The 20,514-nt window shown below is 68.1% G+C and carries 19 protein-coding genes and 1 pseudogene; 3 read left to right on the top strand and 17 right to left on the bottom strand.

What is annotated here, in order from left to right; translation table 11 throughout:
- Window positions 1-20 precede the first annotated feature (20 nt).
- Window positions 21-995, top strand: coding sequence for a BRO family protein (locus AC3WTD_RS05910; protein WP_492613202.1), 975 nt, complete (start codon window positions 21-23; stop codon window positions 993-995).
- Between the two features lie 70 nt (window positions 996-1,065).
- Here AC3WTD_RS05910 and AC3WTD_RS05905 read toward each other — a convergent pair whose 3' ends face one another.
- Genes AC3WTD_RS05905 through AC3WTD_RS05890 form a run of 4 tightly spaced genes read right to left on the bottom strand, consistent with a single transcriptional unit; the run spans window position 1,066 to window position 5,960 of the window.
- Window positions 1,066-2,373, bottom strand: a complete 1,308-nt coding sequence (locus AC3WTD_RS05905; RefSeq protein WP_492613201.1) for a carbohydrate porin — start codon at window positions 2,371-2,373, stop codon at window positions 1,066-1,068.
- Between the two features lie 4 nt (window positions 2,374-2,377).
- Window positions 2,378-3,778, bottom strand: coding sequence for a c-type cytochrome (locus AC3WTD_RS05900; protein ID WP_492613200.1), 1,401 nt, complete (start codon window positions 3,776-3,778; stop codon window positions 2,378-2,380).
- Window positions 3,775-5,418, bottom strand: a complete 1,644-nt coding sequence (locus AC3WTD_RS05895; protein ID WP_492613199.1) for a GMC family oxidoreductase — start codon at window positions 5,416-5,418, stop codon at window positions 3,775-3,777. The genes AC3WTD_RS05900 and AC3WTD_RS05895 overlap by 4 nt, the downstream gene beginning before the upstream one ends.
- A gap of 14 nt (window positions 5,419-5,432) precedes the next feature.
- Window positions 5,433-5,960, bottom strand: coding sequence for a sugar dehydrogenase complex small subunit (locus AC3WTD_RS05890; protein ID WP_051257479.1), 528 nt, complete (start codon window positions 5,958-5,960; stop codon window positions 5,433-5,435).
- Window positions 5,961-6,217: 257 nt separating this feature from the next.
- Between AC3WTD_RS05890 and AC3WTD_RS05885 the strand changes: the two are divergent.
- Window positions 6,218-6,610 (top strand): annotated as a pseudogene (locus AC3WTD_RS05885) (DoxX family protein); the annotation flags it as partial.
- Here AC3WTD_RS05885 and AC3WTD_RS05880 read toward each other — a convergent pair.
- The 7 genes from AC3WTD_RS05880 to AC3WTD_RS05850 all read right to left on the bottom strand — a co-directional run bounded on the left by AC3WTD_RS05880 (window position 6,511) and on the right by AC3WTD_RS05850 (window position 13,744).
- Entirely contained in the window at window positions 6,511-7,770 is a 1,260-nt protein-coding gene (locus tag AC3WTD_RS05880) for a cation diffusion facilitator family transporter (RefSeq protein ID WP_492613198.1), read from the bottom strand. The pseudogene AC3WTD_RS05885 and the gene AC3WTD_RS05880 sit on opposite strands and share 100 nt — an antisense overlap.
- A 76-nt stretch (window positions 7,771-7,846) precedes the next feature.
- Window positions 7,847-8,419, bottom strand: a complete 573-nt coding sequence (locus AC3WTD_RS05875; protein ID WP_492613197.1) for an NADPH-dependent FMN reductase — start codon at window positions 8,417-8,419, stop codon at window positions 7,847-7,849.
- Window positions 8,420-8,728: 309 nt separating this feature from the next.
- Window positions 8,729-10,360 (bottom strand): glycoside hydrolase family protein, encoded by a 1,632-nt coding sequence (locus AC3WTD_RS05870; RefSeq protein ID WP_492613196.1) that lies wholly within the window; start codon window positions 10,358-10,360, stop codon window positions 8,729-8,731.
- A 64-nt stretch (window positions 10,361-10,424) separates the two neighbouring features.
- Window positions 10,425-10,970 (bottom strand): Dps family protein, encoded by a 546-nt coding sequence (locus AC3WTD_RS05865; RefSeq protein WP_027491227.1) that lies wholly within the window; start codon window positions 10,968-10,970, stop codon window positions 10,425-10,427.
- 35 nt (window positions 10,971-11,005) lie between these two features.
- The gene (locus tag AC3WTD_RS05860; RefSeq protein WP_027491228.1) at window positions 11,006-11,617 is read right to left on the bottom strand and encodes an NAD(P)-dependent oxidoreductase; all 612 of its coding nucleotides are present in this window, start codon (window positions 11,615-11,617) and stop codon (window positions 11,006-11,008) included.
- A 48-nt stretch (window positions 11,618-11,665) separates the two neighbouring features.
- Window positions 11,666-12,208: an HdeD family acid-resistance protein gene (locus AC3WTD_RS05855; RefSeq protein ID WP_492613195.1), complete on the bottom strand. Its 543-nt coding sequence runs from the start codon at window positions 12,206-12,208 to the stop codon at window positions 11,666-11,668.
- A 51-nt stretch (window positions 12,209-12,259) separates the two neighbouring features.
- Window positions 12,260-13,744, bottom strand: a complete 1,485-nt coding sequence (locus AC3WTD_RS05850; protein ID WP_492613194.1) for an aldehyde dehydrogenase family protein — start codon at window positions 13,742-13,744, stop codon at window positions 12,260-12,262.
- Window positions 13,745-13,929: 185 nt separating this feature from the next.
- On the opposite strand from AC3WTD_RS05850, the gene ygiD reads away from it, so the two are divergent.
- Window positions 13,930-14,727: a 4,5-DOPA-extradiol-dioxygenase gene (gene ygiD, locus AC3WTD_RS05845; protein ID WP_492613193.1), complete on the top strand. Its 798-nt coding sequence runs from the start codon at window positions 13,930-13,932 to the stop codon at window positions 14,725-14,727.
- Between the two features lie 217 nt (window positions 14,728-14,944).
- On the opposite strand, the gene AC3WTD_RS05840 is transcribed toward ygiD, so the two are convergent.
- From AC3WTD_RS05840 to AC3WTD_RS05815, 6 genes are all read right to left on the bottom strand, one after another.
- Window positions 14,945-15,709: an SDR family oxidoreductase gene (locus AC3WTD_RS05840; RefSeq protein WP_027491232.1), complete on the bottom strand. Its 765-nt coding sequence runs from the start codon at window positions 15,707-15,709 to the stop codon at window positions 14,945-14,947.
- A 287-nt stretch (window positions 15,710-15,996) separates the two neighbouring features.
- On the bottom strand, window positions 15,997-17,235 hold the full coding sequence (locus AC3WTD_RS05835) for a metal-dependent hydrolase family protein (RefSeq protein ID WP_492613192.1): 1,239 nt from the start codon (window positions 17,233-17,235) through the stop codon (window positions 15,997-15,999).
- A gap of 1 nt (window position 17,236) precedes the next feature.
- Window positions 17,237-17,932: a trimeric intracellular cation channel family protein gene (locus tag AC3WTD_RS05830; RefSeq protein ID WP_027491234.1), complete on the bottom strand. Its 696-nt coding sequence runs from the start codon at window positions 17,930-17,932 to the stop codon at window positions 17,237-17,239.
- Window positions 17,933-17,935: 3 nt separating this feature from the next.
- Window positions 17,936-19,210, bottom strand: a complete 1,275-nt coding sequence (locus AC3WTD_RS05825) for a M20 family metallopeptidase (protein ID WP_492613191.1) — start codon at window positions 19,208-19,210, stop codon at window positions 17,936-17,938.
- A gap of 112 nt (window positions 19,211-19,322) precedes the next feature.
- On the bottom strand, window positions 19,323-19,874 hold the full coding sequence (locus AC3WTD_RS05820) for a DsbA family protein (RefSeq protein ID WP_492613190.1): 552 nt from the start codon (window positions 19,872-19,874) through the stop codon (window positions 19,323-19,325).
- A complete protein-coding gene (locus AC3WTD_RS05815; protein WP_027491237.1) occupies window positions 19,871-20,383 on the bottom strand; it encodes a redoxin domain-containing protein in 513 nt (170 codons plus the stop codon). The genes AC3WTD_RS05820 and AC3WTD_RS05815 overlap by 4 nt, the downstream gene beginning before the upstream one ends.
- Window positions 20,384-20,514 lie beyond the last annotated feature (131 nt).

Here is a 20,514-nt window from a genome sequence, read left to right as displayed (position 1 = left end):
CCTCGGCGCCCGTTGTCGTTTTGGTCGCCCGAAGGATCCACGCGTTCGCCGATGACATCTGTCCGGGCCGATACCTCACAACCGCCGCGACGACAGCCAGTTACAGTGACGGGACAATGCCTGCAGTGAACCCGCACAAGGAGTCGGCCATGCGGCAACTACCCGCCCAGTTTGAAGACCATGCGATCCGCCGCGTCTACGACGAAGCAAGCGAGACCTGGTGGTTCTCGGTGGTGGACATCGTGCAGGTGTTGACCCGACAGCCAGATTACCAGACGGCGCGCAACTACTGGAAAGTCTTGAAGAACCGGCTGGCCAAAGAAGGAAGTGAGTCGGTTACAAAATGTAACCGACTGAAATTGACCGCAGCGGACGGCAAGAACTACGTCACCGACGTGGCCACCGCCGAAACCTTGCTGCGCTTGGTGCAATCCGTGCCCAGCCCGAAGGCCGAGCCGATCAAGCTGTGGTTGGCCAAGATCGGCTACGAGCGCATACAGGAACTGGCCGATCCGGCCTTGGCGCTGGACCGCGCCCGCGCGACGTGGCAGAAGCACGGTCGCAGCGAGAAATGGATCAGCCAGCGCATGACCGGACAGGAAACGCGAGCCAAGCTGACCGACTACTGGGACAGCCACGACGTGAAGCGTGGTCAGGAGTTCGCCATCCTCACCAACCTGATCCACGAGGAGTGGACCGGCCTTGGCGTGAAGGAGCACAAACAGCTCAAGGGGCTGAAGACACAAAACCTGCGTGACCACATGAGCGAGGCCGAACTGATCTTTACCGCGCTGGCCGAGCTGTCCACCCGGCAGATCGCCGAGACCACCCAAGCCACCGGCATGCCGGCGAACAAGGTGGCCGCGAAGAGTGGCGGCGCGATCGCGAAACGTGCTCGGCTGGAGCTGGAAAGCCAAACCGGCAAGAAAGTGGTGACCGGCGAAAACTATCTGCCGCCACCACGTCAGCGGCGCTTGAAGAAGCCGGGCAAATAGCGCGAAACGGAAAGTGGAACGCGGCAAGTCAGGCGAAGCTGGTTTGACTTGTCCGTCCCGTTTCCGCAGCTCAGAACGTCACCTGCGTGTACAGGCCGATCACGAAGGCGTCCGGGATCTTGCCGGTGCCGCCGGAGCGGAATACGTACTGCAGGTTCGGGCGCAGGGTCAGCCAAGGGGTGATCTTCGCGCCGTAGTCGATCTCGGCGATGGTTTCGTACGTCTGGATGCCGACGCTGCCGGGTGCCACCCGGTTGCGGTCGCGCTGGTAGCGGGTCAGGCGCGGGTTGGTGCGGCCGCTGGCCACCATGAACGAGATCACGTCGTTGTCGCGGCCGGGGAAGGTGCCCTGGTAGTGGCCGCCGAGCAGCCAGAAGTCGCGGAAGCGGGCGGTGGCTTTGTCGCCGACGCCGGCCATCAGGCCGAGGTTCAGACCGCGGTTGGAGTCGGGGCCTTCGCGATAGACCATGCGGTCGGCGATCACGTAGCCGCCGGAGCGGCCGTTGTGGTGCAGGAAGTGGGCGCCGGTGAGGCCGGCTGGCTGGCCGTTGATGTCGGTGTACACGTCCGGCGTGCCGGCGGTGTTGTAGTAGGCGCCGAGCTTGAGAACGCCGGGCAGCTGGCCGCGGCCGGTACTCCAGCCCAGTTCGACCGGCACGAACACGCCGCGGTGCTTGAAGCTGAGATTGAAGCCCTGGTCCTTGTTGCCGGCTTTCTCGTTGTCCAGGTAGGCGCCAACGGCGACGTAGAAGTTCGGCGTGGCGTGCCACTTCACGCGACCGCCCCACTGCGCGACGGGGTAGTTGTGCGCGCCGCTGTTGGTGGTCATCGCGTTGGCGTGGCCGCAGATGATGCCGTTCTGGAAACTGCAGAACGCCGGCAGCCGCGCGAAGTCGTCACCCACCGGCGACCAGCCCAGCTGCATGAACAGCCGGTGGTCGAGGAAGTCCTGCTGCCAGTTCAGCTCGGCCAGGCGGAAATTCTGCCCCGCGCCGTACAGTTCCTGCACCGAGAACTGGTTGCCCAGCGCCTCATTGCTCAGGCTGCGGCCGTCGCGTTCGGTGACGGTGAACTGGATCTTCGCGTTCGGCACGCCCCACAGCTTGTCGAGATCGAAGTCCGCACCGGCGTCGAGTTGCTGGGTGTAGCGCGCGGTTTGGCGGTGGCCGCCGGACAGGTTGCCCGCGCTTTCGGTGGTCCAGTGTGCACGCAGGGTGATGCCGTCGTTCTGCAGTTGCGTACGCGTGCCGCCCCAGTCGCCGGTCAGCGTGGGTCGGGTGAGCCAGCTGCTGGCCTGCTGCGCCATGGCCGGCAGCGCGCCCAGCCACAACGCGCCGCCGAGCAGCAGGCCGGGGTTCGTGCAGAAAAGATGGCGCATGGGCTCAGGCCCGGCCGGAGGAAGTTCGGCGCTGTCTGCGCCGGCGCCACAGGACGATGAAGGCGAGGATCAGCAGCAGCACCACCACCATCGCCAGCCGTGTCAGCGCGACCAAGTGCGACGGCGCGCCGCCGCCGCGCAGGTTGGCGACCTGCGTCGCGGTGATCCGTGCGGCGGGGTTGCCGTAACGCAGCGTCAGGTAGTTGCCCAGGGTGGCCACCTGGCGGTCGGACAGCGCGTCGGCGAAGCCCGGCATGCGCACGCCGGAGTCGCCGGTGTGCCAGCGGATGCCGTTGAGGATCACCAGCACCAGGTTGGCGGCGTCGGCGCGGCCGGTGGCGGTGTTGTGGAACAGCGGCGGCAAGCCGCCGTCGAAGCTGCCTTCGCCGCTGGCCTGGTGGCAGCTGGCGCAGTGCGCGTCGTAGAGCTGCGCGCCGTTCCACTGCTCGCCGTCGTCAGGCAGCGCGGTGCCGCGCTGGTCGGCGATCCCGTCGAACGCCGCGCCCCAGCGGTCGACGGGCCTGGTCTCGGCCGGGTCATGTTGCGCGGGGACCGTCTTCAGGTAGGTGGCGATCGCCTGCAGGTCGGCGGGTTCGAGATGCTGCAGGCTGTGCTCGATCGCCTCGGCCATCGGCCCGGCCGCTTGCGCCTTGCCGCGGGCGTGGCCGAGTCGCAGGTAGTCGACCAGGTCCTGCTCGCTCCAGTTGCCGATCCCGCTGTCCGGATCGGCGGTGATGTTCGGCGCGCGCCAGCTGCCGACCATGCCGCCGGCCAGTGCCTGCGACGGGCGCTCGGCCATCAGCAGGTTGCGCGGCGTGTGGCAGGTGCTGCAGTGGGCCAGCCCGCGCACCAGGTAGGCGCCGCGATTCCACACCTCGCTCTTGGCCGGGTCGGGCGTGAACGGCTTGCGGTCGAGGAACAGCAGGTTCCACGCCGCCATCGACAGGCGGATGTTGAACGGGAACGGCAACCGGGTCGGCGCCGGCTCGCTGTCCACCGGCGCCACGCCGTGCATGAAGTACGCGTACAGCGCATGCATGTCGTCGTCGGTGATCTGCGCGTAGGCGGTGTAAGGCATCGCCGGGTACAGGTGCTTGCCGTCCGCGCGGATGCCCTTGCGCACGGCGTCGCGGAACTGCGCCTCGGTGTAGTTGCCGATGCCGGCGCCGGCCGACGGCGTGACGTTGGTGCTGATGATGTCGCCGACCGGCGTAGGCACGGTCAGCCCGCCGGCGTAAGGCTTGCCGCCGGGCGCGGTATGGCAGGCCACGCAGTCGCCTGCGGTGGCCAGGTACTGGCCGCGCTGCAGCAGGGCGGCGTCAGTGTTGTCGGCTGCGCCGGCAGGCGTGGCGACGAGCAGGCCGAGCAGGGCGAGCAGCGGGAGGCGGCGGATCAGCGCGTTCATGCCAGGCCCGCCTCGTGGCTGGTGTGCGTCGTGGCCGTGCGTGCCTGTTTCGCCGGCAGGATGTGCTCGGCGGTGCGCAGTGCCAGCGCCACCGCGGTGAGCGTGGAGTTCATCGTGGCTGCGGTGGGCATCACGCCGGTGCTGCAGACAAACAGGTTCTCGTGGTCGTGCGTGCGGCCGAACGCGTCGACCACCGAACTGGCTGGGTCGTTGCCCATGCTCATCGTGCCGGTGATGTGCTGGTTGTTGGCGAACTGGCCTTCAGCGCTGTAGCGCAGCCCGGTGCCGCCCATCAGCTCGGCGATGCGGGCGAAGTCGGCCTTGGACACTTCCGCGGCGCGGCGCGTGTAGTCGTCGATCGCGTAGCGCGCCTCCGGTTTCGGGATGCCCATGGCGTCCTTCTCCGAACTGAGCGCGATGCGGTTGTCGGGGTTCGGCAGCACCTCCAGCACGTTCTTCACGTTGACCTGGCGCGCGGCGCGCCAGCGCAGCTGCTTCCCGAACTCCGCGCCGTACACGCCTTCCTTGATCAGGTCGTTGGTGACGCTATACACCTGCGAGATGTTGGTGAAGTCCAGCCGGTACGGCGCGTGCTGGCTGCGGAACGCACCGTCGCGCAGGGTATTGATCGAGCTGGGGCTCTGCGGGCCGCGGCCCAGCCACAGTTCCTCGTCGGCGTAGAAGGTGAGCGAGGTGCTGGGGTGGTCCATCAGGTGGCGGCCGACCATGCCGGAGCTGTTGGCCAGCCCGTTCGGGTATTTGCTGCTGGCCGACAACAGCAAAAGCTTCGGGCTTTCGATGCCGTTCGCGGCGAGGATGAAGGTCTTGCCGGTGACGCGGTGCTCACTCTTGTCCGGCGCGTAGTAGCGCACCGCCGCGATGCTTCCCTTGGCATCGTGCTCGATGCGGTAGACCACTGCGTTGGGCAGCACCTTCACGCCCGCCGCCTCGGCTGCTTCCACCGCGTTGATGCCCAGGTACTGCGCGTTGACCGGGCAGATCGGCTGGCAGCTGTTGTTGCCCACGCAGGCCGGTCGCCCGTCGTAGCCGCGACTGTTGCGCGCCACCGTGTTGGCGACCACCGGATACACCGGCGCCAGCCGTTCGCGGAAGCGGCGCATCGACCACGGCTCGGCCACCGGCTCCATCGGGAACGGGTGCTGTCGCGGCGAGCCGGTGTTGTCCGCGCCGGCCACGCCGAGAATTTCTTCCGCTTCCTGGTACCAGGGGTCGAGTTCCTCGTAGGTCAGCGGCCAGTCCACGCCCACGCCGTACAGGCTCTTGATGCGCACGTCGTTCGGTACCAGCCGCCACGCCTGCGCGGCCCAGTGCCAGGTGGTGCCGCCCACCGCGCGGATGTACTCGGCCTGGTACGGATACGGCCCGGCCTGTTTCAGGTAGCCGTTGTCCTTGGGCACGTAGATCGGATGCGGCGCCCACGCCGACGGCGGGTACGGCGCCATCCAGTTGCCCTTCAGCGGCGAGTTGCGGAACGCGGCGACGATGCGGGCGCGTTCCAGCCGCGGCCCCGCTTCCAGGATCAGCACCGAGGCGCCCTGCTGCGCCAGCCGCCGCGCGGCCAGCGCGCCGACGATGCCTGCGCCGATCACCACGATGTCAGCCGACTGCTGTGCGGACATGCCTTGCCACTCCTTCAGACAGGTTTGCCGGTCCAGCTGCCGTAGCTGCCGTAGGCATAGGTCGGCGGCTTCAGCACGTCGGCCACGATCACTGCGTTGAGCGCGGTCTCATAGGCGACGCAGCGCGCGCCTTCGCCGCTACCGATCACGCCCAGGCACCAGGCGCTGACGATCTGCCGCGGCAGCGGCGCCAGCGCCGCATGTTCGGTATCCAGCACGCCCTGCAATTGCAGTGGGTCGATGTGGCGTTCGTTGATCAGGGCCAGCAGCGCCTGCACGTCGGTCGGAAAAGTCGAATGGGCGGCGGCGAGGGCGTCGTACAGGCGTGTTGCCTGCGCGGCATCCAGCGCCTGCCGTCCGACCAGGATCGCCGACAGCGCGGTGAACGCGCCAAGGTCGGCGCGCGGCGCCGGTTGCGCCAGCGCCCAGGGGATCAGCGAGGCGGTGTAGGCGGTGAGCAGGCCGACCAGCAGGCGCCGCCGCGCAGGATCGGTGGGGCTGCCGCACGGAGTGTCGATGCTCTCGGGCAGGTTCGTCGCCATGATGTTCCCCAGCTTGATGCCACCATCCGGCGACTTGCCGGACACGGCAACGCTACTCTGCTGCGGGCTCAAGACGATGTGAAAAAATCCGGACCGCGAAAGCCGCGATACGTGGTTGGCGCCTTGCGAAAGGTAAAGGCATCGCCGGGCTTTCTGCAGCATCGCTGCAGCCATGCCGACGGAGAGATCTTGCGGTATCTCCACCTTGCAGCGTTCACGCATGTGTGACGAGCGACGGATCAACGTCATGCCGCGCGATGGCCCACGACCGTGTCGATCCTTCCATCGATCGCGTCGAGCCGGGGGAGCATCGCCGACCGCGCGGCATGCAACGCGGTGCCGCACGCGGAGGCCGTTGGTCGAAGACGCGTTTCATCGTGGCGTCGGCGGCGGCTTCTCCGGCGCGTACCCGACGGGTCGGCAAGTTCAACTCCGTGAGAGGGGAGAACATCGTGGACAAGTTGATCAGCGTGGCGGCGCGCCTGTTGATGGCGCAGCTCTTCATCATCTCGGGCTGGCAGAAACTGACAGGCTACAGCGGCACCGAAGGTTACTTCGCCCAGATGGGCATTCCCCTGGTTGGCGTGGTGACCCCGCTGGTCATCCTCATCGAACTGGGTGGCGGGCTAGCCCTGCTGTTCGGGTTCAAGACCCGTTGGGTGGCTGCCGTCATGGCGCTGTTCACCGTAGGCTCGGCGCTGGTCGCGCATACGCATTTGGCCGACCCCAGCCAGGCCATCAATTTCATGAAGAACCTCTCGATCGCCGGCGGCCTGCTGTGGTTCGTCAGGAACGGCGGCGGCACGGCAAGCGTCGACGCTGCGATGGACCGACCATCGCATTCATGACCTGCGACCGGTAGCGTCTCGCCGAAGCGTCGGCGCATGCTTTCCCGGTAGGCGTCATCGGTCTGCGGTTTCACGAACAGGTCGATGACTTCCGGGTAGGCCTGGCGGATCTTCCGTTCGAGGGCGAGCACCAGATCCTCGATCTCGCTGGCGCGGATGTCGTCGGCGAACTGCAGGCTGAGCGCGGCGACGATCTGGTTCGGTGCCAGTTGCACGGTGAGCAGTCCATTGACGCATGCTATCGGGCCCTGTTCCTGCGCGATGCGCAGGATCGCCGCATGCAGCCGGCGATCGCCGCGTTCGCCGATTAGCAGGCTCTTGCTCTCGCGGGCGAGCAGGGCGGCGACGAAGGCTAGCAGCAGGCCGATCAGGATCGAGGCGATGCCGTCGGCGGCCGGCAGCGCCAGCGTGGTGGCGGCATAGGTGCCGGCCACGCCGATCGCGATGCCGACCAGCGCGGCGCTGTCCTCGAACAACACCATGAAGGACGGCGGATCCTTGCTGCGGCGGAAGGCCTCGTAGTAACCCAACGGACCCTTGGCAGCCCGGAACTGGTGCAGCGAGACCAGCCAGGAGGCGCCCTCGAACACGAAGCACAGGCCGAACACCACGTAGCTCACCAGCGGGTGGGTGATCGGCTGCGGCTGGCGGACATGGACGATGCCCTGGTAGATCGACACGCCGGCGCCCAGCGCGAACACCATCAAGGCGACGATGAAGCTCCAGAAATACAGCTCGCGGCCATAACCCAGCGGATGTTCCGGGTCGGCCTGCTGCAGCGAGCGGCGCATGCCGTGCAGCAGCAGGAGCTCGTTGCCGGTATCGACGAACGAATGGACGGCCTCGCTCAGCATGGCCGAACTGCCGGTGCCGATCGCGGCGGCGGTCTTGGTGAGCGCGACCAGCAGGTTGCCCGCCAGCGCGGCATACACGCTCAGGCGTGTGGAGGATATGGAGGCCATGAACTTCCCCGCCGTCGTCGCTGCACTGGTCCAGCGTCGTTGCCGCCGGTTCCGGCGGCAACGGTGTGCCGCCGCCCTAATCCTCCCTGGGCAGCACGGTGAGCACGCGCTCAATAAAGATGTGCAGTTCCTTCATGTAGTTGCTGAGGAACTCGGTGGTCGATTCGTCGCTGACCGTGCCGTCCTCGGAGATCAGCCCCGGCTTGAACTGGATGTACGCCTCCATGGTGTTCATCAGCGGCGAATTGCAGAAGCACAGCACGCCGCGCAGCTGCTGCTGGGCGACCGCGGTGCCGATCGAGCCGGGCGAGGTGCCGATCACCCCGGACGGCTTGCGCGCGAACGAGTTCTTGCCCCACGGCCGGCTGGCCCAGTCGATCGCGTTCTTCAGCCCGCCGGGAATCGAGCGGTTGTATTCCGGGGTGACGAACAGGATGGCATCGACTTCGGCAATCGCCTGCTTGAACGCGCGCGCCACCGGCGGGTAGTCGGCGTCGTAGTCGTAGCTGTACAGCGGCAGGTCGCGGATCGGGATCTCCACCAGTTGCAACGTGGGTGGTGCGAGCCGGACCAGCGCCTTGGACAGCAGGCGGTTGATGGAGCCCTTGGCGAGGCCGCCGACGATGTAGCCGACCTTGAACGTAGTCATGGGAACTTCCTCGTGGGTGACGTGGGGTGGCGCCGCTGGAACCGTCGCGGCGGGTGATCTCTCAGAGCTTGTGAAGAAAACCACTTCCTGTGGTTTTCTTCTATCGCGAGTCCGGTACAGGCCCGGACTCGCTCACGCGAATCAGGCACTGACGTGTCCGATCCGCGCCCGGCCATCGGGCAACTGCTCCCTGCGTTGCCTCAACTCGGGCATCGGGCAACTGCTCCTGCGTTGCCTCAACTCGGGCATCCATGCCCTCGCCATGCCATCGCCCTGGCCGCGCTTCGAGGTTGAAAAATCCACAACCTCTCAATGGCAGGCCGGGTTTGCTGCGCCCGCCATGGCGAAGAAGGTGATGGTGGCCGGCGCCAGCGCGGCGCGACCGGCCGCTTCCGCGGCGCCCTGCAGCGGCGGCAACGCGTCGCCGGCAGCCAGTGCCAGCGCGTGGCCGTTCAGCTGCACCTGGCCGTCTTCAAGTTTCGCTGCACCCAGGGTGTAGCGCCGGGCCGGCAACGGCAGCTCGATGGCGGCGGGCTGGGTGCGGCTGTTGTTGATCGCCAGCACGGTCACGCCGCCGGCGTGTCCGGGCAGGCACTGCGCGTACAGGTGCAGGCCGGGACGTGACGGGCCGGCGTCGAGCACGGTGGTGCCCATCAGCCGGTGCCACAGCAGGGCCGCCCAGTAATTGGGCCGGGGCGCGAAGGTGTTCTGGTCGAGCAGACCATATTCGCTGGATGCCAGCGTGTTGTGGAACACCACGCTGACGCCGCGCCGGGCCAGCCGCCCGAGCTGGTCGAGGTAGCGGAAGCTGTCCAGGAACGTCGCCGCCCACGGGTTGCCGCCGCAGGCCGCGTCGGCGGTCTCGGTGATCCACACCGGCTTGCCCGGAACGTAGCGGTCGCGCAGGCCTTTCACGTAGAAGTCGTAGCTGGAGTCAGTGCGCGCCAGCCACGCTTCGGACAGTGCGTCGGCGGCCGTGGTCTGCGCGCCGGCGCCCATCGACGCGCAGCGGATCGAGGCCGCGCCGTAGAAGTGGTACGAGAACACGTCGAACGCCGGCTTCGGCGTGGCGGCGAGCATGTCCGCGGTCCTGACCAGGCCGGCGGCCAGCCCGCCACCGCCCATGGCGGGCATCAGCACGCCCTCGCCGACCGAGCCGGGGCCGACGATCCGCATGTCGGGCGCGGCCTTGCGCGCGAACGCGCTGAACACCGCGAAATCGCGCGCATAGTCCTGCGCGGTGTAGCCCTTCGGGGCGCCGCCGTAGACCGGCATGTCCGGTTCGTTGAAGAACTCCGCCGCGGCGATGTGGCCGCCGGCCATCTTGGTATAGGCCACGAACTTCCGTGCCTGTTCGGACGTCCAGACACCGTTCTGGTCGCGCACGCCGGCGCCGATGGCGAAGGAGGTGACCAACCTGGCGTCCACCGCCTGCGCGAAGTCGATCACGCCCTTCCACGGGCGTCGCTCGAGCACGCCCTGGAAACCTTGCGGCACCTGGGCTGGCGCGGGGCCGTCGGCATCGTGGAAGTACACCGTATTGGCCCAGGTGCCGCTGGTGCGCATGTAGGCCGGCCCGAGCGCCGCGGCGAGTTTGCGCAGGCGCGGGTTGGACAGGTCGATCGGCGCTCGCGCCTGGAACATCGTCGGGTCCTGCCCGGCCACTCCGGCCGCCGCCTCGCCCGCCGCCGCCCTGGCTTTCATCACCGCGACGCTCTCTACGGTATACGGCTTCCAGAAGTTGCCGCCGACCACTTCGGCCATTTCCACGTTGTAGGACTGGTAGCGCGCGTCGACGGTCGCGATCGCCGGCAGCGTGGCCGGAGCCAGCCGAATCGTCGGAGCCGGCGCCGGTGTTGATGGCGCGGCCGCGCCCGCGCTTGCCGCCAGCGCGGCGAGGAAGGCAGCGCCGACGAATCCGATCAGCCTGTTCGTTGTCATGTGCCGAGCCTCGTGGGTGGACGTTCCGCCAAGCCGCCGCCGCGTGTCGCGATATGCGCGGCGGTCAGTGTCCGCTGGAGTCGCCGCGGCGGGTGGTCTCGAACAGGAACCAGGTGCGCCGTTCGGTCTCGTCGATCCATTCCTCGATCAGGCTGGCGGTGGCGATGTCGCGCCGTTCCTCGCACACGCCGTGGGCCTCGCGCAGGCGCGCGGCCAGCGCCTGGTTGTCCTCGCGCAGCTCGGCCAGCATGTCGGTCGGTTCGACGTAGTCGGCGTCGTTGTCGTTGACGCGCTGCAGCCGCGCGATGTGGCCGATCGAGCGCAGCGTGCTGCCGCCGATCTTGCGGATGCGTTCGGCGATCGGGTCGGTCATCGCGAACAGCTGGTCGCCCTGCTCGTCGAGCAGCAGGTGGTAGTCGCGGAAGTTCGGCCCGCTCATGTGCCAGTGGAAGTTCTTGGTCTTCAGGTACAGCGCGAACACGTCGGCGAGGATCGCGTTCATCGCGCCGCTCACGTCGCGAGTGGCGCGGGCGTCGAGATCGCTGGGGGTAGCCAGCGGAGCGTGTTGTATGCGCTGTGCGGAGGCCTTGCTGGAGCCGGATTTCTTCATGAGGTGAGTCCTCTGGTCGGAATGCTCGGGGGTGGTCAGTAGCCCACCGTGAAACGTTGCCGCGAATGCTTCGGCGCTTCCAGTTCGTCGACGAGGGCGATCGCGTAGTCCTCCATCGAGATCCAGCTCTTGCCGCTGGCGGCGGTGAGCAACTGGTCGCCGCCCAGGCGGAATGTGCCGGTGCGTTCACCGGGGACGAGCTCGGCCGACGGCGACAGGAAGGTCCAGTCGAGCTCGCGCTCGCTGCGCAAGGCGTCGAGGAAGCGACGGCCGCCCTCGGCCTCGGGCCGATAGGCCGCGGGAAAGCCCGGTGCGTCGAGCAGGATCTGACCCGGCGCCAGTTCCAGTGTGGCCGCGCCGCCGACTACCAGCAGGCGGCCGACCCCGGCCTGCTTCACCGCGGCGATCAGCGACGCGGCGTCGGTCGTGGCGAATTTCAGCGCGCTGAGCACCGCGTCGTGGCCGGCCAGCAGCGGCCCCAGTTGCGCCGGCTGGTTGGCGTCGCCGTTCCTCAGCACCAGCTGCGACTGGCTGGCCAGCTTGCCGGTGTCGCGGGCGATGCCAGTCACCTGGTGGCCGCGCCGCAGCAGTTCCGCCAGCAGGCGCGAACCGACGCGGCCGCTGACACCAAGCAGGACAACATTCATGGCTCTCTCCCGTGGAGGTCGTGGTTGATCATGGTTTCCGGCAAGCGCTCACGTGCGGAAGTAATTTCCCAAGGCAACGCGCCAGATGCCGGTGAAGATCAGCCAGAAGCCGGTCAGCAGGCCGATGAAGGCGAGCGAGCTTTCCGGCCAGCCCAGCAGGATCAGGATCGCCAGCACGATCGACAGCAGGCCGTCGACCAGGACCCAGCCCCAGCGCGGCAGCGGCTTGAGCTGGAACGCCAGGATGCTGCGCGCGACGCCGCCGAGCAGCAGGAAGCTGCCGACCAGCAGGGCCAGCGAGGCCACGCCGGCCACCGGCATGACCAGGATCGCGATGCCCAGCGCCAGGGTCAGCAGCCCGGAGCACAGCTTCCAGCCGAAACCGCGGTGGCTGCGCGTCTGGATCGCGTAGGCGATCTCGAACGCACCGCCCAGGATCAGCAGCCAGGCGAAGAACAGCGCGGTCGCCAGCGCGGCGATCGCCGGCATCAGCAGGGCGAGCACGCCGGCGATGATCAGCAGCACGCCCCAGGCGATGATCCAGCCGCCGCCAGGAACCGCGTTGCTCTTGATGTCGCTGGTCGTAGCCATGGGCGATGTCTCCGTGACAGGCTGTGGATCGTATGGAAGGACCATACGAAACTAGAACGGATAGCTGCGCGGCGTGTGCTGCACCGAAACCCAGTGCGCCGAGGTGAGCTCGTCGATGATCCAGTCGCCGCCGAAACGGCCGATGCCGGAGTTCTTCTCGCCGCCGAAGGGGGTATGCGGCTCGTCCTCCACCGAGGTGTCGTTCACATGGGTCATGCCCGCCTCGATGCCCTGGGCGAAACGTACGCCGCGCTCCAGGTCACCGCAGAACACCGCGCTGGAAAGCCCGTAGTCGGTGGCGTTGGCCAGCCGCAGCGCGTCGGCCTCGTCCTTCGCGCGCACGATCGGCACGATCGGCCCGAACGATTCGTCGCGGAACAGCGAACTCTCCGGCGAGACGTGGGTGAACACGTGCGGCGGCAGCAGCTGCCCGTCCGGCTCGCCGCCCAGCACCTGGGTGGCGCCTTGCTGCTTCGCCAGCACGATCTTCTCGATCAGGCCGCGCAGCTGGTCGGCGTCGATAATGGGGCCGATCGCGGTGGCGATGTGGTCGGGGTCGCCCACCTTCAGCTTGCGCACGTGGTCCACGAAACGCTCGACGAAGGCATCGTGCAGCTTGGCATCGACGATGATCCGGTTGATGCTCATGCAGATCTGTCCCTGGTGCAGGAAGCGGCCGAACACGGCGGCGCGCACCGCCTGTTCCACATCGGCATCGGCCAGCACCACGAACGGGCTGTTGCCACCCAGTTCCAGCGCCACGCGTTTCAGATGGGCACCACTGGAGGCGATGCGGCCGATACCCTGGCCCACCGCGGTAGAGCCGGTGAACGAGATCAGCCGCGGTTGCGGATGCGCCACGAAGTAGTCGCCGATTTCGCTACCCGCACCCACAGTGACGCTGAGCACGCCGGCGGGCAGGCCGGCCTCCTCGAAGATCTTCGCCGCCAGCAGGCCGCCGCTGACCGGGGTGTCGCTGGCCGGCTTGATCACCACCGCGTTGCCCAGCGCCAGCGCCGGCGCCAGCGAACGCTGGGTGAGGTGCATCGGGAAGTTCCACGGGCTGATGATGCCGACCACGCCGAGCGGGCGGCGGTAGACCCGGTTCTCCTTGCCGGGGATGTCCGAGGCCAGGATGCGGCCGGCTACACGGTACGGAAACGAGGCTGCTTCGCGGGTGATGGCGCGGGCGCTGTCCCATTCGATGTTCGCCTTCAGGCGGGTCGAGCCTGCCTCGTGGATCAGCCAGCCGATGATCTCCTCGCGCCGTTCGTCGAAGATGCGCAGCGCGTTGTGCAGCACCTGTGCGCGTTTGGCCGGTGCGGTGGCGGCCCAGCCGGGCTGCGCGTCGGCGGCGGCGCGGTAGGCGTCGTCCACATCCTGCGCGGTGGCCAGCGGAATCGTGACCAGGGTCTTGCCGGTGTAGGGGTCGATGTCGGTGTTGTGGCGGGTGGAGCGGCCGCTGCGCCAGGTGCCGGCGATCGGCTGGTGGTCGAAGCCGTCATACGGTTTCGAAGGCGACTTTGGTGTGCTCATATCGGCTTCCTGGCATGCATGGTGAGGCGGCAGTCGTTTAAAAACCCGGCGGTCACCGCGCGGCATCTGCGGCGCGGACAGACGTCCATCCGCGAACCGTGGCGCCCTACCACCGATCACGCCAGACTAACGCGGCGGATGTCTGCAATACGTGGATATGAACCGGCCCTTGCGGAGTGCCCCCGATGCCTGAGCGGAATACCCTGGCGACCCGGATGCCGACGATCTTCTTCGGCCATGGCAATCCGATGAACGCGCTGCACGACAACGCCTGGACGCGGGGCTGGGCGGCGACCGGCCAGCGCCTGCCGCGGCCGCGCGCGGTGCTGTCGGTGTCGGCGCACTGGTACCTGCCTGACACTGCGGTGACCGCAATGGCGGCGCCGCGCACGATCCACGATTTCGGCGGCTTCCCGCGCGAGCTGTTCGAGGTGCAATATCCCGCGCCCGGCGACCTCGAGCTGGTGCGCCGCGTGCGCGAACTGCTGCGCCCGTTGGAGGTGCGCGCGGATGTGTCGTGGGGACTGGACCACGGCACCTGGTCGGTGCTGCGCCACGTCTATCCCGCTGCCGACGTGCCGGTGGTGCAGCTGTCCATCGACGAGTCGCAGCCACCGGCGTTCCACTACGGGCTGGGCCGGCTGCTGCGGCCGCTGCGCGACGAGGGCATCCTGCTGATCGGCAGCGGCGACGTGGTGCACAACCTGCACAGCTATGCCTGGGGCCGGCATCCGGTCGAACCATTCGACTGGGCGCAGCGCTTCGAGGCGACCGCGCGCGAGCTGATCGTGCAGGGCGACCACGCGACGCTGACGAACTACGAGGCGCTGGGCCGCGACGCGGAGCTGTCGATCCCCACGCCCGACCACTACCTGCCGCTGTTGTACGTGCTCGGCGCCAGCGACCCGGGTGAGCCGGTGACGTTCCCGGTCGAGGGTATGGACGGCGGCTCGATCTCGATGCTGAGCGTGCAGTTCGGCTGAGTGCATTGTTGTAGGGCGGGCACTGCCCGCCGCTCTCGATGGCAGAAGCTGGCGGGGAGTGCCTGCCCTAAGGAATCGGTTGAGCTTCCCGGTTGAGGGCATGGGCGGCGGCTCGATCTCGATGCGGAGCGTGCCGTTCGGCCGAGTGCCACTACAGTCGCGGAGGGCGTGATGGCGACGGAGGCTCGTGCGTTCTTGCCACGACATGGGTCCGCCGTCACAAGGCCGAGGTCTGCGCGTCGTTGTCGATGGGAATGACCTGTCCCGAAATCGACTTGCCTGCATCTGACGCGAGGAACACGATCAGGCTGGCGATGTCCTTCGGGTCGACGAAGCGTTTGATCGACTGGATGCTCATCATGGCTTGCCGCTCTTCTTCCAGCGACGTGTGGTCCGCATCGGCGCGGCCCTGCAGTACGCGTTCCATGCGTTCGCCGCCCACCGCACCCGGCGCGATCGCGTTGCAACGGATGCCGTACTGGCCCAGTTCGCGCGACAGTGTCTTGGTGAAGCCGATCAGCCCCATCTTCGCGACGCAATAGGCGCTCCGGTTCGGATAGCCGTAGCGGCCGCCGAGCGAGGACATGCAGACGATGCTGCCGGCCGGGGATTGCTTCAGATACGGGATCGCCAGCCGCGTGACGTGGAAGGTGCCGATGACGTCGACGGCCATCACCGCCTCCCACTGATCGGGATCCGCTGTCTCGACGGGCGCGGTGGGGCCGGCGATGCCGGCGTTGTTGACCAGCACGTCCAGTCCACCCAGTGCCTCGGCGGCGCTGGCGACCATGCGTTCGATGTCCTGTCGCTTCGACACGTCGCAGACGAGGGTCACCAGGCCGGGAATGTCATTCGCGGCCGTCTCCAGCGCCTGCACATTGATGTCGCAGACGCAGACGGTGGCGCCGCTGGCGACGAATGCCCGCGCGATTTCCTTGCCGATGCCGCTGGCGCCGGCGGTTACCAGAACACGTTGTGTCATGTCGGTTTCTCCTGACTTCCATGTTTTTCCATGGTGGTCGGTTTCAGTGAGCGGTCCGCGTACCCACCGGATACACCCCGCCGGTCATGAAACTGATCGAGGGGTTGCCGTCGCCGACATCCCCGATGCAAACCCTGGTGCCCTGCCTGGCCAAGGCGAGAGCCGTCGCCCCGAAGCCGCTGACCGCGCCCGTAATCAGAACGGCCTTTCCCGAGCAATCCAGCAGCAGACTTCATCGGGGTCACTCCACCCGCGCAAGGTTGCGCGATTCCTGCGCAAGACCCCGATCACTTCTCCCGCGCCGTGCGTGGCGCGCCCGGGCTGCGATAGACGCGGCCGCTCTTCATCACGAAGTCCACCCCGGCGGTGGCGCTGATGTCGGCCAGCGGATCGCCCGGCATGGCCACGATGTCGGCGTGTTTGCCCACGGCCAGCACGCCGATGTCGTCCTGGCCGAGCAGCTCCGCCGCCACGCTGGTAGCGGCCTTCAGCGCGCGCAGCGGGGTGAGGCCGGCCGCCACCATCGCCTGGAATTCGAGGATGCCGTGGCTGAAGGGGAACATGCCGCAGTCAGTGCCGTAGGCGATCTTCACCTCGCTCTGCGCGATCAGCCGCTGCGAGTCGACGATCGTGCCGCTGTCGCGGCTGAACTTCCACACCGCCTGGCACGGCAGGGTGTGCTCGTGCAGCGCGTGCAGGTCTTCGCGGGTCATCTGCATGGTCGGCACCAGGAAGGTGCCGACCTGCTGCGCCATCGCCAGCGCGGCATCGTCGATCAGGTAGGCATGTTCCAGGCTGCGCGCGCCGGCGCGGATGGCCTGCCTGCAACCGTCGGCGGCGCCGGTGTGCACCGCCACCGGCATGCCCAGTTGCCGCGCGGTGGCGGCCAGCAGGTTCATCTCGTCGTCGAACCACGTCACGCGGGCGGGGTCGTCGCCGGGGCTGAAGTAGCCGCCGGTGTTGGTGGTCTTGATCCAGTCGCTGCCGAAGGCGTGCTCGCGGCGTACCAGCGCCTTGATCGCGCCCGCATCGTCGGCGATGGCGGAAACGGGGATGTCCCAGCGTGGCCCGTAGAACCCGCGCAGGTCGCCATGCCCGGCGGACGAGCTGATGATGTGCGCGGCGACGATCAGCCGGGGCCCCTCGACGAGGCCGGCGGCGAGCGCATTGCGCAGGTCCACGGTGGGGAAGTCCGGATCGACGCAGCCCATGTCGCGCAGGGTGGTGAAGCCGTAGCGCATGTACTCGCGGGCGATGCTCAGTCCCTTCAGTGCCTTGGTTGCGGACGACGCCAGCGTCTGTCGGGCTAGATCGGCGGCATCCATGGTCAGGTGGACGTGGCAGTCGATGAAGCCGGGGCTCACGGTGCGCCCGGACAGGTCGATCGTCTGCGCATCGGGCGGCCGGCGCACGGTGGGGCCGATCTCGGCAATGCGGTCGTCTTCCACGAGGATCTCGACCGGGCCGGTCAGGCGGTCGGCTATGCCATCGAACATCCGGCCGCACAGCAATACGCAGGTTCCCATGTCAGCTCCCTTCGTCGTGGTGCCTGCGCTGCGGTGCGTCGGATGCCCCCGCCGATGCCGGCCGCGCCGTGGGCAGGTGCCAGCCGTGGCGGATCGCCATGAAGCGCAGCACGAAGCACAGGCCGCCGCCAGCCAGCGCGGCCACCATTGGCGACAGGTGCAGCAGGTGGGCGCTCACCACCACGCCGGCGCCGGCCAGCGCCGCCAGCGCATACAGGTCGGCGCGCAACACGGCCGGAATGTCGGACACCAGCACGTCGCGCAGCATGCCGCCGCCGATGCCGGTCACCATGCCGAGCAGGGCCGCCATCACCGGGTCGATGCCGTGCAGCAGCGCCTTCTGCGCGCCGGCGACCGCGAAGAACGCCAGCCCCACGGCATCCAGCCACAACACGTCGCGGCGCAACCGGTTCGTCACCGGGTACCAGAAGAAGGTGATCAATCCGGCCAGGGCGGACACGCCGGAATACCGCAAGTCGGCGATCGCCGCCGGCGGCACCGCGCCGATCAGCAGGTCGCGCGTGATGCCGCCCGCGTTGCCGGCCGCGAACGCCAGCACCAGCACGCCGAAGATGTCGAGCCGATGCCTGACCGCGACCATCGCGCCGCTGATGGCGAACACGAAGGTGCCGCCCAGGTCCAGCACCAGCTGCAGCACATGCAGCATGGCCCGGGTGGCTTCGTCCGGCCGTTCCATGGTTCAGGGCGCCGCCGCCAGCCATGCCCGCGCGGCCACCATCAGCGTCTCCACGCCGGTTTCCAGGGTCGGATGGAGCACCGGCAGGAAGCGTGGGTTGTGGTTGGTCGGGATCTCGTTGAGCCGGTTCGCGGCCTTGGCCTTGGCGTAGGTGTCGGGGTCGGTGCCGCCGACGAACCAGAACACTGACGGCACGCCCCATTCGGCGCCGAACGAGCCGAAATCCTCGCTGGCCGAGGTCGGCCCGGTTTGCCGGATGCGCTCGGCCGGGAAGTGTTGGTGGAACGCCTCGACCACGGTGGTGGTTGCCGCGTCGTCGTTGGTCACCAGCGAATAGTTGTCCAGCGGCGTGATCTCCGGCGGCTTCGGCGCGCCCGAGGCGGCCGCCTCGGCGTTGACGATGCGGGTGATCGCGGCGAGCACGCGCTTGCGTACGCCCTCGTCGAAGGTGCGCACGTTGAGCTTGATCACCGCCTCGTCGGGGATCACGTTTTCCTTGGTGCCGGCCTGCAGCGAGCCGATCGTAACCACCGCCGCCTCGGTGGGTGCCAGCTCGCGGGCGACGATGGTCTGCAGCCGCAGCACCGTCGCCGCCGCCATCACCACCGGATCGATGCTGGCCTGCGGCATCGAGCCGTGCGCGCCGCGGCCGAACAGGCGGATCTGCAGGCTGTCGGCGGCCGAGGTGATTACCCCCTTGCGCCCACCGATCGCGCCGGCCGGGCCCACCATCACGTGCTGCCCGAGCACGACATCGGGCTTGGGGAAACGCTTGAACAGCCCGTCGTCGATCATCGCCTGGGCGCCTTGCGCGGTCTCCTCCGCTGGCTGGAACACCGCCATCAGCGTGCCCTTCCAGCTGTCGCGGTTCTGCGCCATCAGCGTGGTCGCGCCGACCAGCCAGGTGACGTGCATGTCGTGGCCGCAGGCGTGCATCACCGGCACGGTCTTGCCCTCGTGATCGACCGCCGTGACCTTGCTGGCGTACGGCGCGCCGGTCGCTTCCTCGACCGGCAGCGCGTCCATGTCGGCGCGCAGCATCACGGTGGGTCCGTCGCCGTTGCGCAACAGGCCGACGACCCCGGTCTTGCCGACGCCGGTGGTTACTTCGTAGCCGGCGGCGCGCAGGTGTTCGGCCGCCAGGCCCGCGGTGCGGGTTTCCTGCATCGACAGTTCCGGGTGTGCGTGGATGTCGGTGTACAACTTCTCCAGCTGCGGCAGCAGGTCACGGAGATTGCCCGGCAATGGCTTGGCGGAAGGCGGCGATTTCTCGTTCATGGTCGTGGGTATCCCGGTTTCGAGCGTGTGATGGAAGCTGCTTCATGGCAGCGGACATTCCGTGCGTGACCCGGCGACGTGGCGTTGCGTGGTGGCCCGGGCCGGCGCGGGGTCACGCTTGCCGCGCGATCGCCCGGCCGATGCTGTGCACCAGCGTGTCGAAGTCGCCCTGGTACAGGTAGCCGTTGACGTAGAAGCTGGGCGTGCCGTTGACGCCGCTGCGCACGCCGCCCATGAAGTCGCGGCGGATGTGCGCATCGATGTCGGGGCTGCGCAGGGTGGCGGCGAGCGCCTGCTCGTCCAGGCCCAGCGCGCGCACGCCGGCTTCCAGGCCGGCGCCGCCGCGGGGTGCCCAGTCGTCCTGGTTCTCGTACAGCCAGTCGTGCATCGCCCAGAACTGGCCCTCGACCGCCGCAGCCTCGGCCAGTTCGGCGGCCATCTGGGCGTAGGGATGGGCCTGGCTCAGCGGGAAGTGGCGGAACACGAAGCGCAGGTTGCCGGCGTAGCGGTGCTGCAACTGCTTCACCAGCGGGTAGGCCATGCCGCAGGCCGGGCACTGGAAATCACCGTACTCCACCAGGGTCACCACGGCGTGCGCGTTGCCCTGGATATGGTCGTGCGCGGCCACCGGCACGGCCAGGATCGAATCCTCGTGCAGCATCATGCAGCCTCCTGCGCGGCGTCGGCGGGCAGCGTCTTCTGGATGTTGTTCGACGGCAGCGCTTCCAGCGCCTTGATGATGCCGGCAGCGCCCGGGTTCACGCCCATCGGCGACAGGTAGCTCCAGCGGATCACGCCGTCGCCGTCGATCACGAACAGCGCGCGGCCCGCGACGCCGTGCTCCGCGTCGTACACGCCGTAGGCGCGCGCCACCTTGCCCTTCGGCTCGAAGTCGGACAGCAGCGGGAAGTGGAACTTGCGCTCGCGCGCCAGCGCGGCATGGCTCCACACGCCGTCCACCGAGATCGCCAGCAGCTGCGCGTTGAGCCGGGCGAACTCGTCCAGCAGCTCGTTGTACAGCGCCAGCTGGTCGCTGCACACCGGGCTCCAGTCGGCGGGGTAGAACGCCAGGATCACGTTGCGGTCGCGGAACTCCTTCAGCGCCACGCTCTGGTCGGGGGTGGAATGCAGGGTGAACTCCGGCGCGGTGGTGCCGGCGGCGAGGATGGTCATGGCAGTCTCTGGTCTGATGGTTCCGTGCTGCGAATCTGATGGTTCCGTGCTGCAAAATTTGTGTGTCCGCGGGGATGCTTCCATGGTTGTCGGTCGTTGTCGTGACGGCCTCTTCCGCGGCGCGAAGATCG

It is taken from the genome of Rhodanobacter sp. FW106-PBR-R2A-1-15 (assembly GCF_058789735.1).
This window is presented reverse-complemented; position numbering and strand designations above follow the sequence as displayed.

Bases quoted from the DNA above. Each gene is read 5' to 3' on its own strand.
- AC3WTD_RS05900 (WP_492613200.1), bottom strand. From the start codon at position 3,778: ATGAACGCGCTGATCCGCCGCCTCCCGCTGCTCGCCCTGCTCGGCCTG.
- AC3WTD_RS05890 (WP_051257479.1), bottom strand. From the start codon at position 5,960: ATGGCGACGAACCTGCCCGAGAGCATCGACACTCCGTGCGGCAGCCCC.
- AC3WTD_RS05820 (WP_492613190.1), bottom strand. From the start codon at position 19,874: ATGATGCTGCACGAGGATTCGATCCTGGCCGTGCCGGTGGCCGCGCAC.
- AC3WTD_RS05860 (WP_027491228.1), bottom strand. From the start codon at position 11,617: ATGAATGTTGTCCTGCTTGGTGTCAGCGGCCGCGTCGGTTCGCGCCTG.
- AC3WTD_RS05830 (WP_027491234.1), bottom strand. From the start codon at position 17,932: ATGGAACGGCCGGACGAAGCCACCCGGGCCATGCTGCATGTGCTGCAG.
- AC3WTD_RS05855 (WP_492613195.1), bottom strand. From the start codon at position 12,208: ATGGCTACGACCAGCGACATCAAGAGCAACGCGGTTCCTGGCGGCGGC.
- AC3WTD_RS05870 (WP_492613196.1), bottom strand. From the start codon at position 10,360: ATGACAACGAACAGGCTGATCGGATTCGTCGGCGCTGCCTTCCTCGCC.
- AC3WTD_RS05850 (WP_492613194.1), bottom strand. From the start codon at position 13,744: ATGAGCACACCAAAGTCGCCTTCGAAACCGTATGACGGCTTCGACCAC.
- AC3WTD_RS05875 (WP_492613197.1), bottom strand. From the start codon at position 8,419: ATGACTACGTTCAAGGTCGGCTACATCGTCGGCGGCCTCGCCAAGGGC.
- AC3WTD_RS05880 (WP_492613198.1), bottom strand. From the start codon at position 7,770: ATGGCCTCCATATCCTCCACACGCCTGAGCGTGTATGCCGCGCTGGCG.
- AC3WTD_RS05835 (WP_492613192.1), bottom strand. From the start codon at position 17,235: ATGGGAACCTGCGTATTGCTGTGCGGCCGGATGTTCGATGGCATAGCC.
- AC3WTD_RS05865 (WP_027491227.1), bottom strand. From the start codon at position 10,970: ATGAAGAAATCCGGCTCCAGCAAGGCCTCCGCACAGCGCATACAACAC.
- AC3WTD_RS05905 (WP_492613201.1), bottom strand. From the start codon at position 2,373: ATGCGCCATCTTTTCTGCACGAACCCCGGCCTGCTGCTCGGCGGCGCG.
- ygiD (WP_492613193.1), top strand. From the start codon at position 13,930: ATGCCTGAGCGGAATACCCTGGCGACCCGGATGCCGACGATCTTCTTC.
- AC3WTD_RS05825 (WP_492613191.1), bottom strand. From the start codon at position 19,210: ATGAACGAGAAATCGCCGCCTTCCGCCAAGCCATTGCCGGGCAATCTC.
- AC3WTD_RS05815 (WP_027491237.1), bottom strand. From the start codon at position 20,383: ATGACCATCCTCGCCGCCGGCACCACCGCGCCGGAGTTCACCCTGCAT.
- AC3WTD_RS05895 (WP_492613199.1), bottom strand. From the start codon at position 5,418: ATGTCCGCACAGCAGTCGGCTGACATCGTGGTGATCGGCGCAGGCATC.
- AC3WTD_RS05840 (WP_027491232.1), bottom strand. From the start codon at position 15,709: ATGACACAACGTGTTCTGGTAACCGCCGGCGCCAGCGGCATCGGCAAG.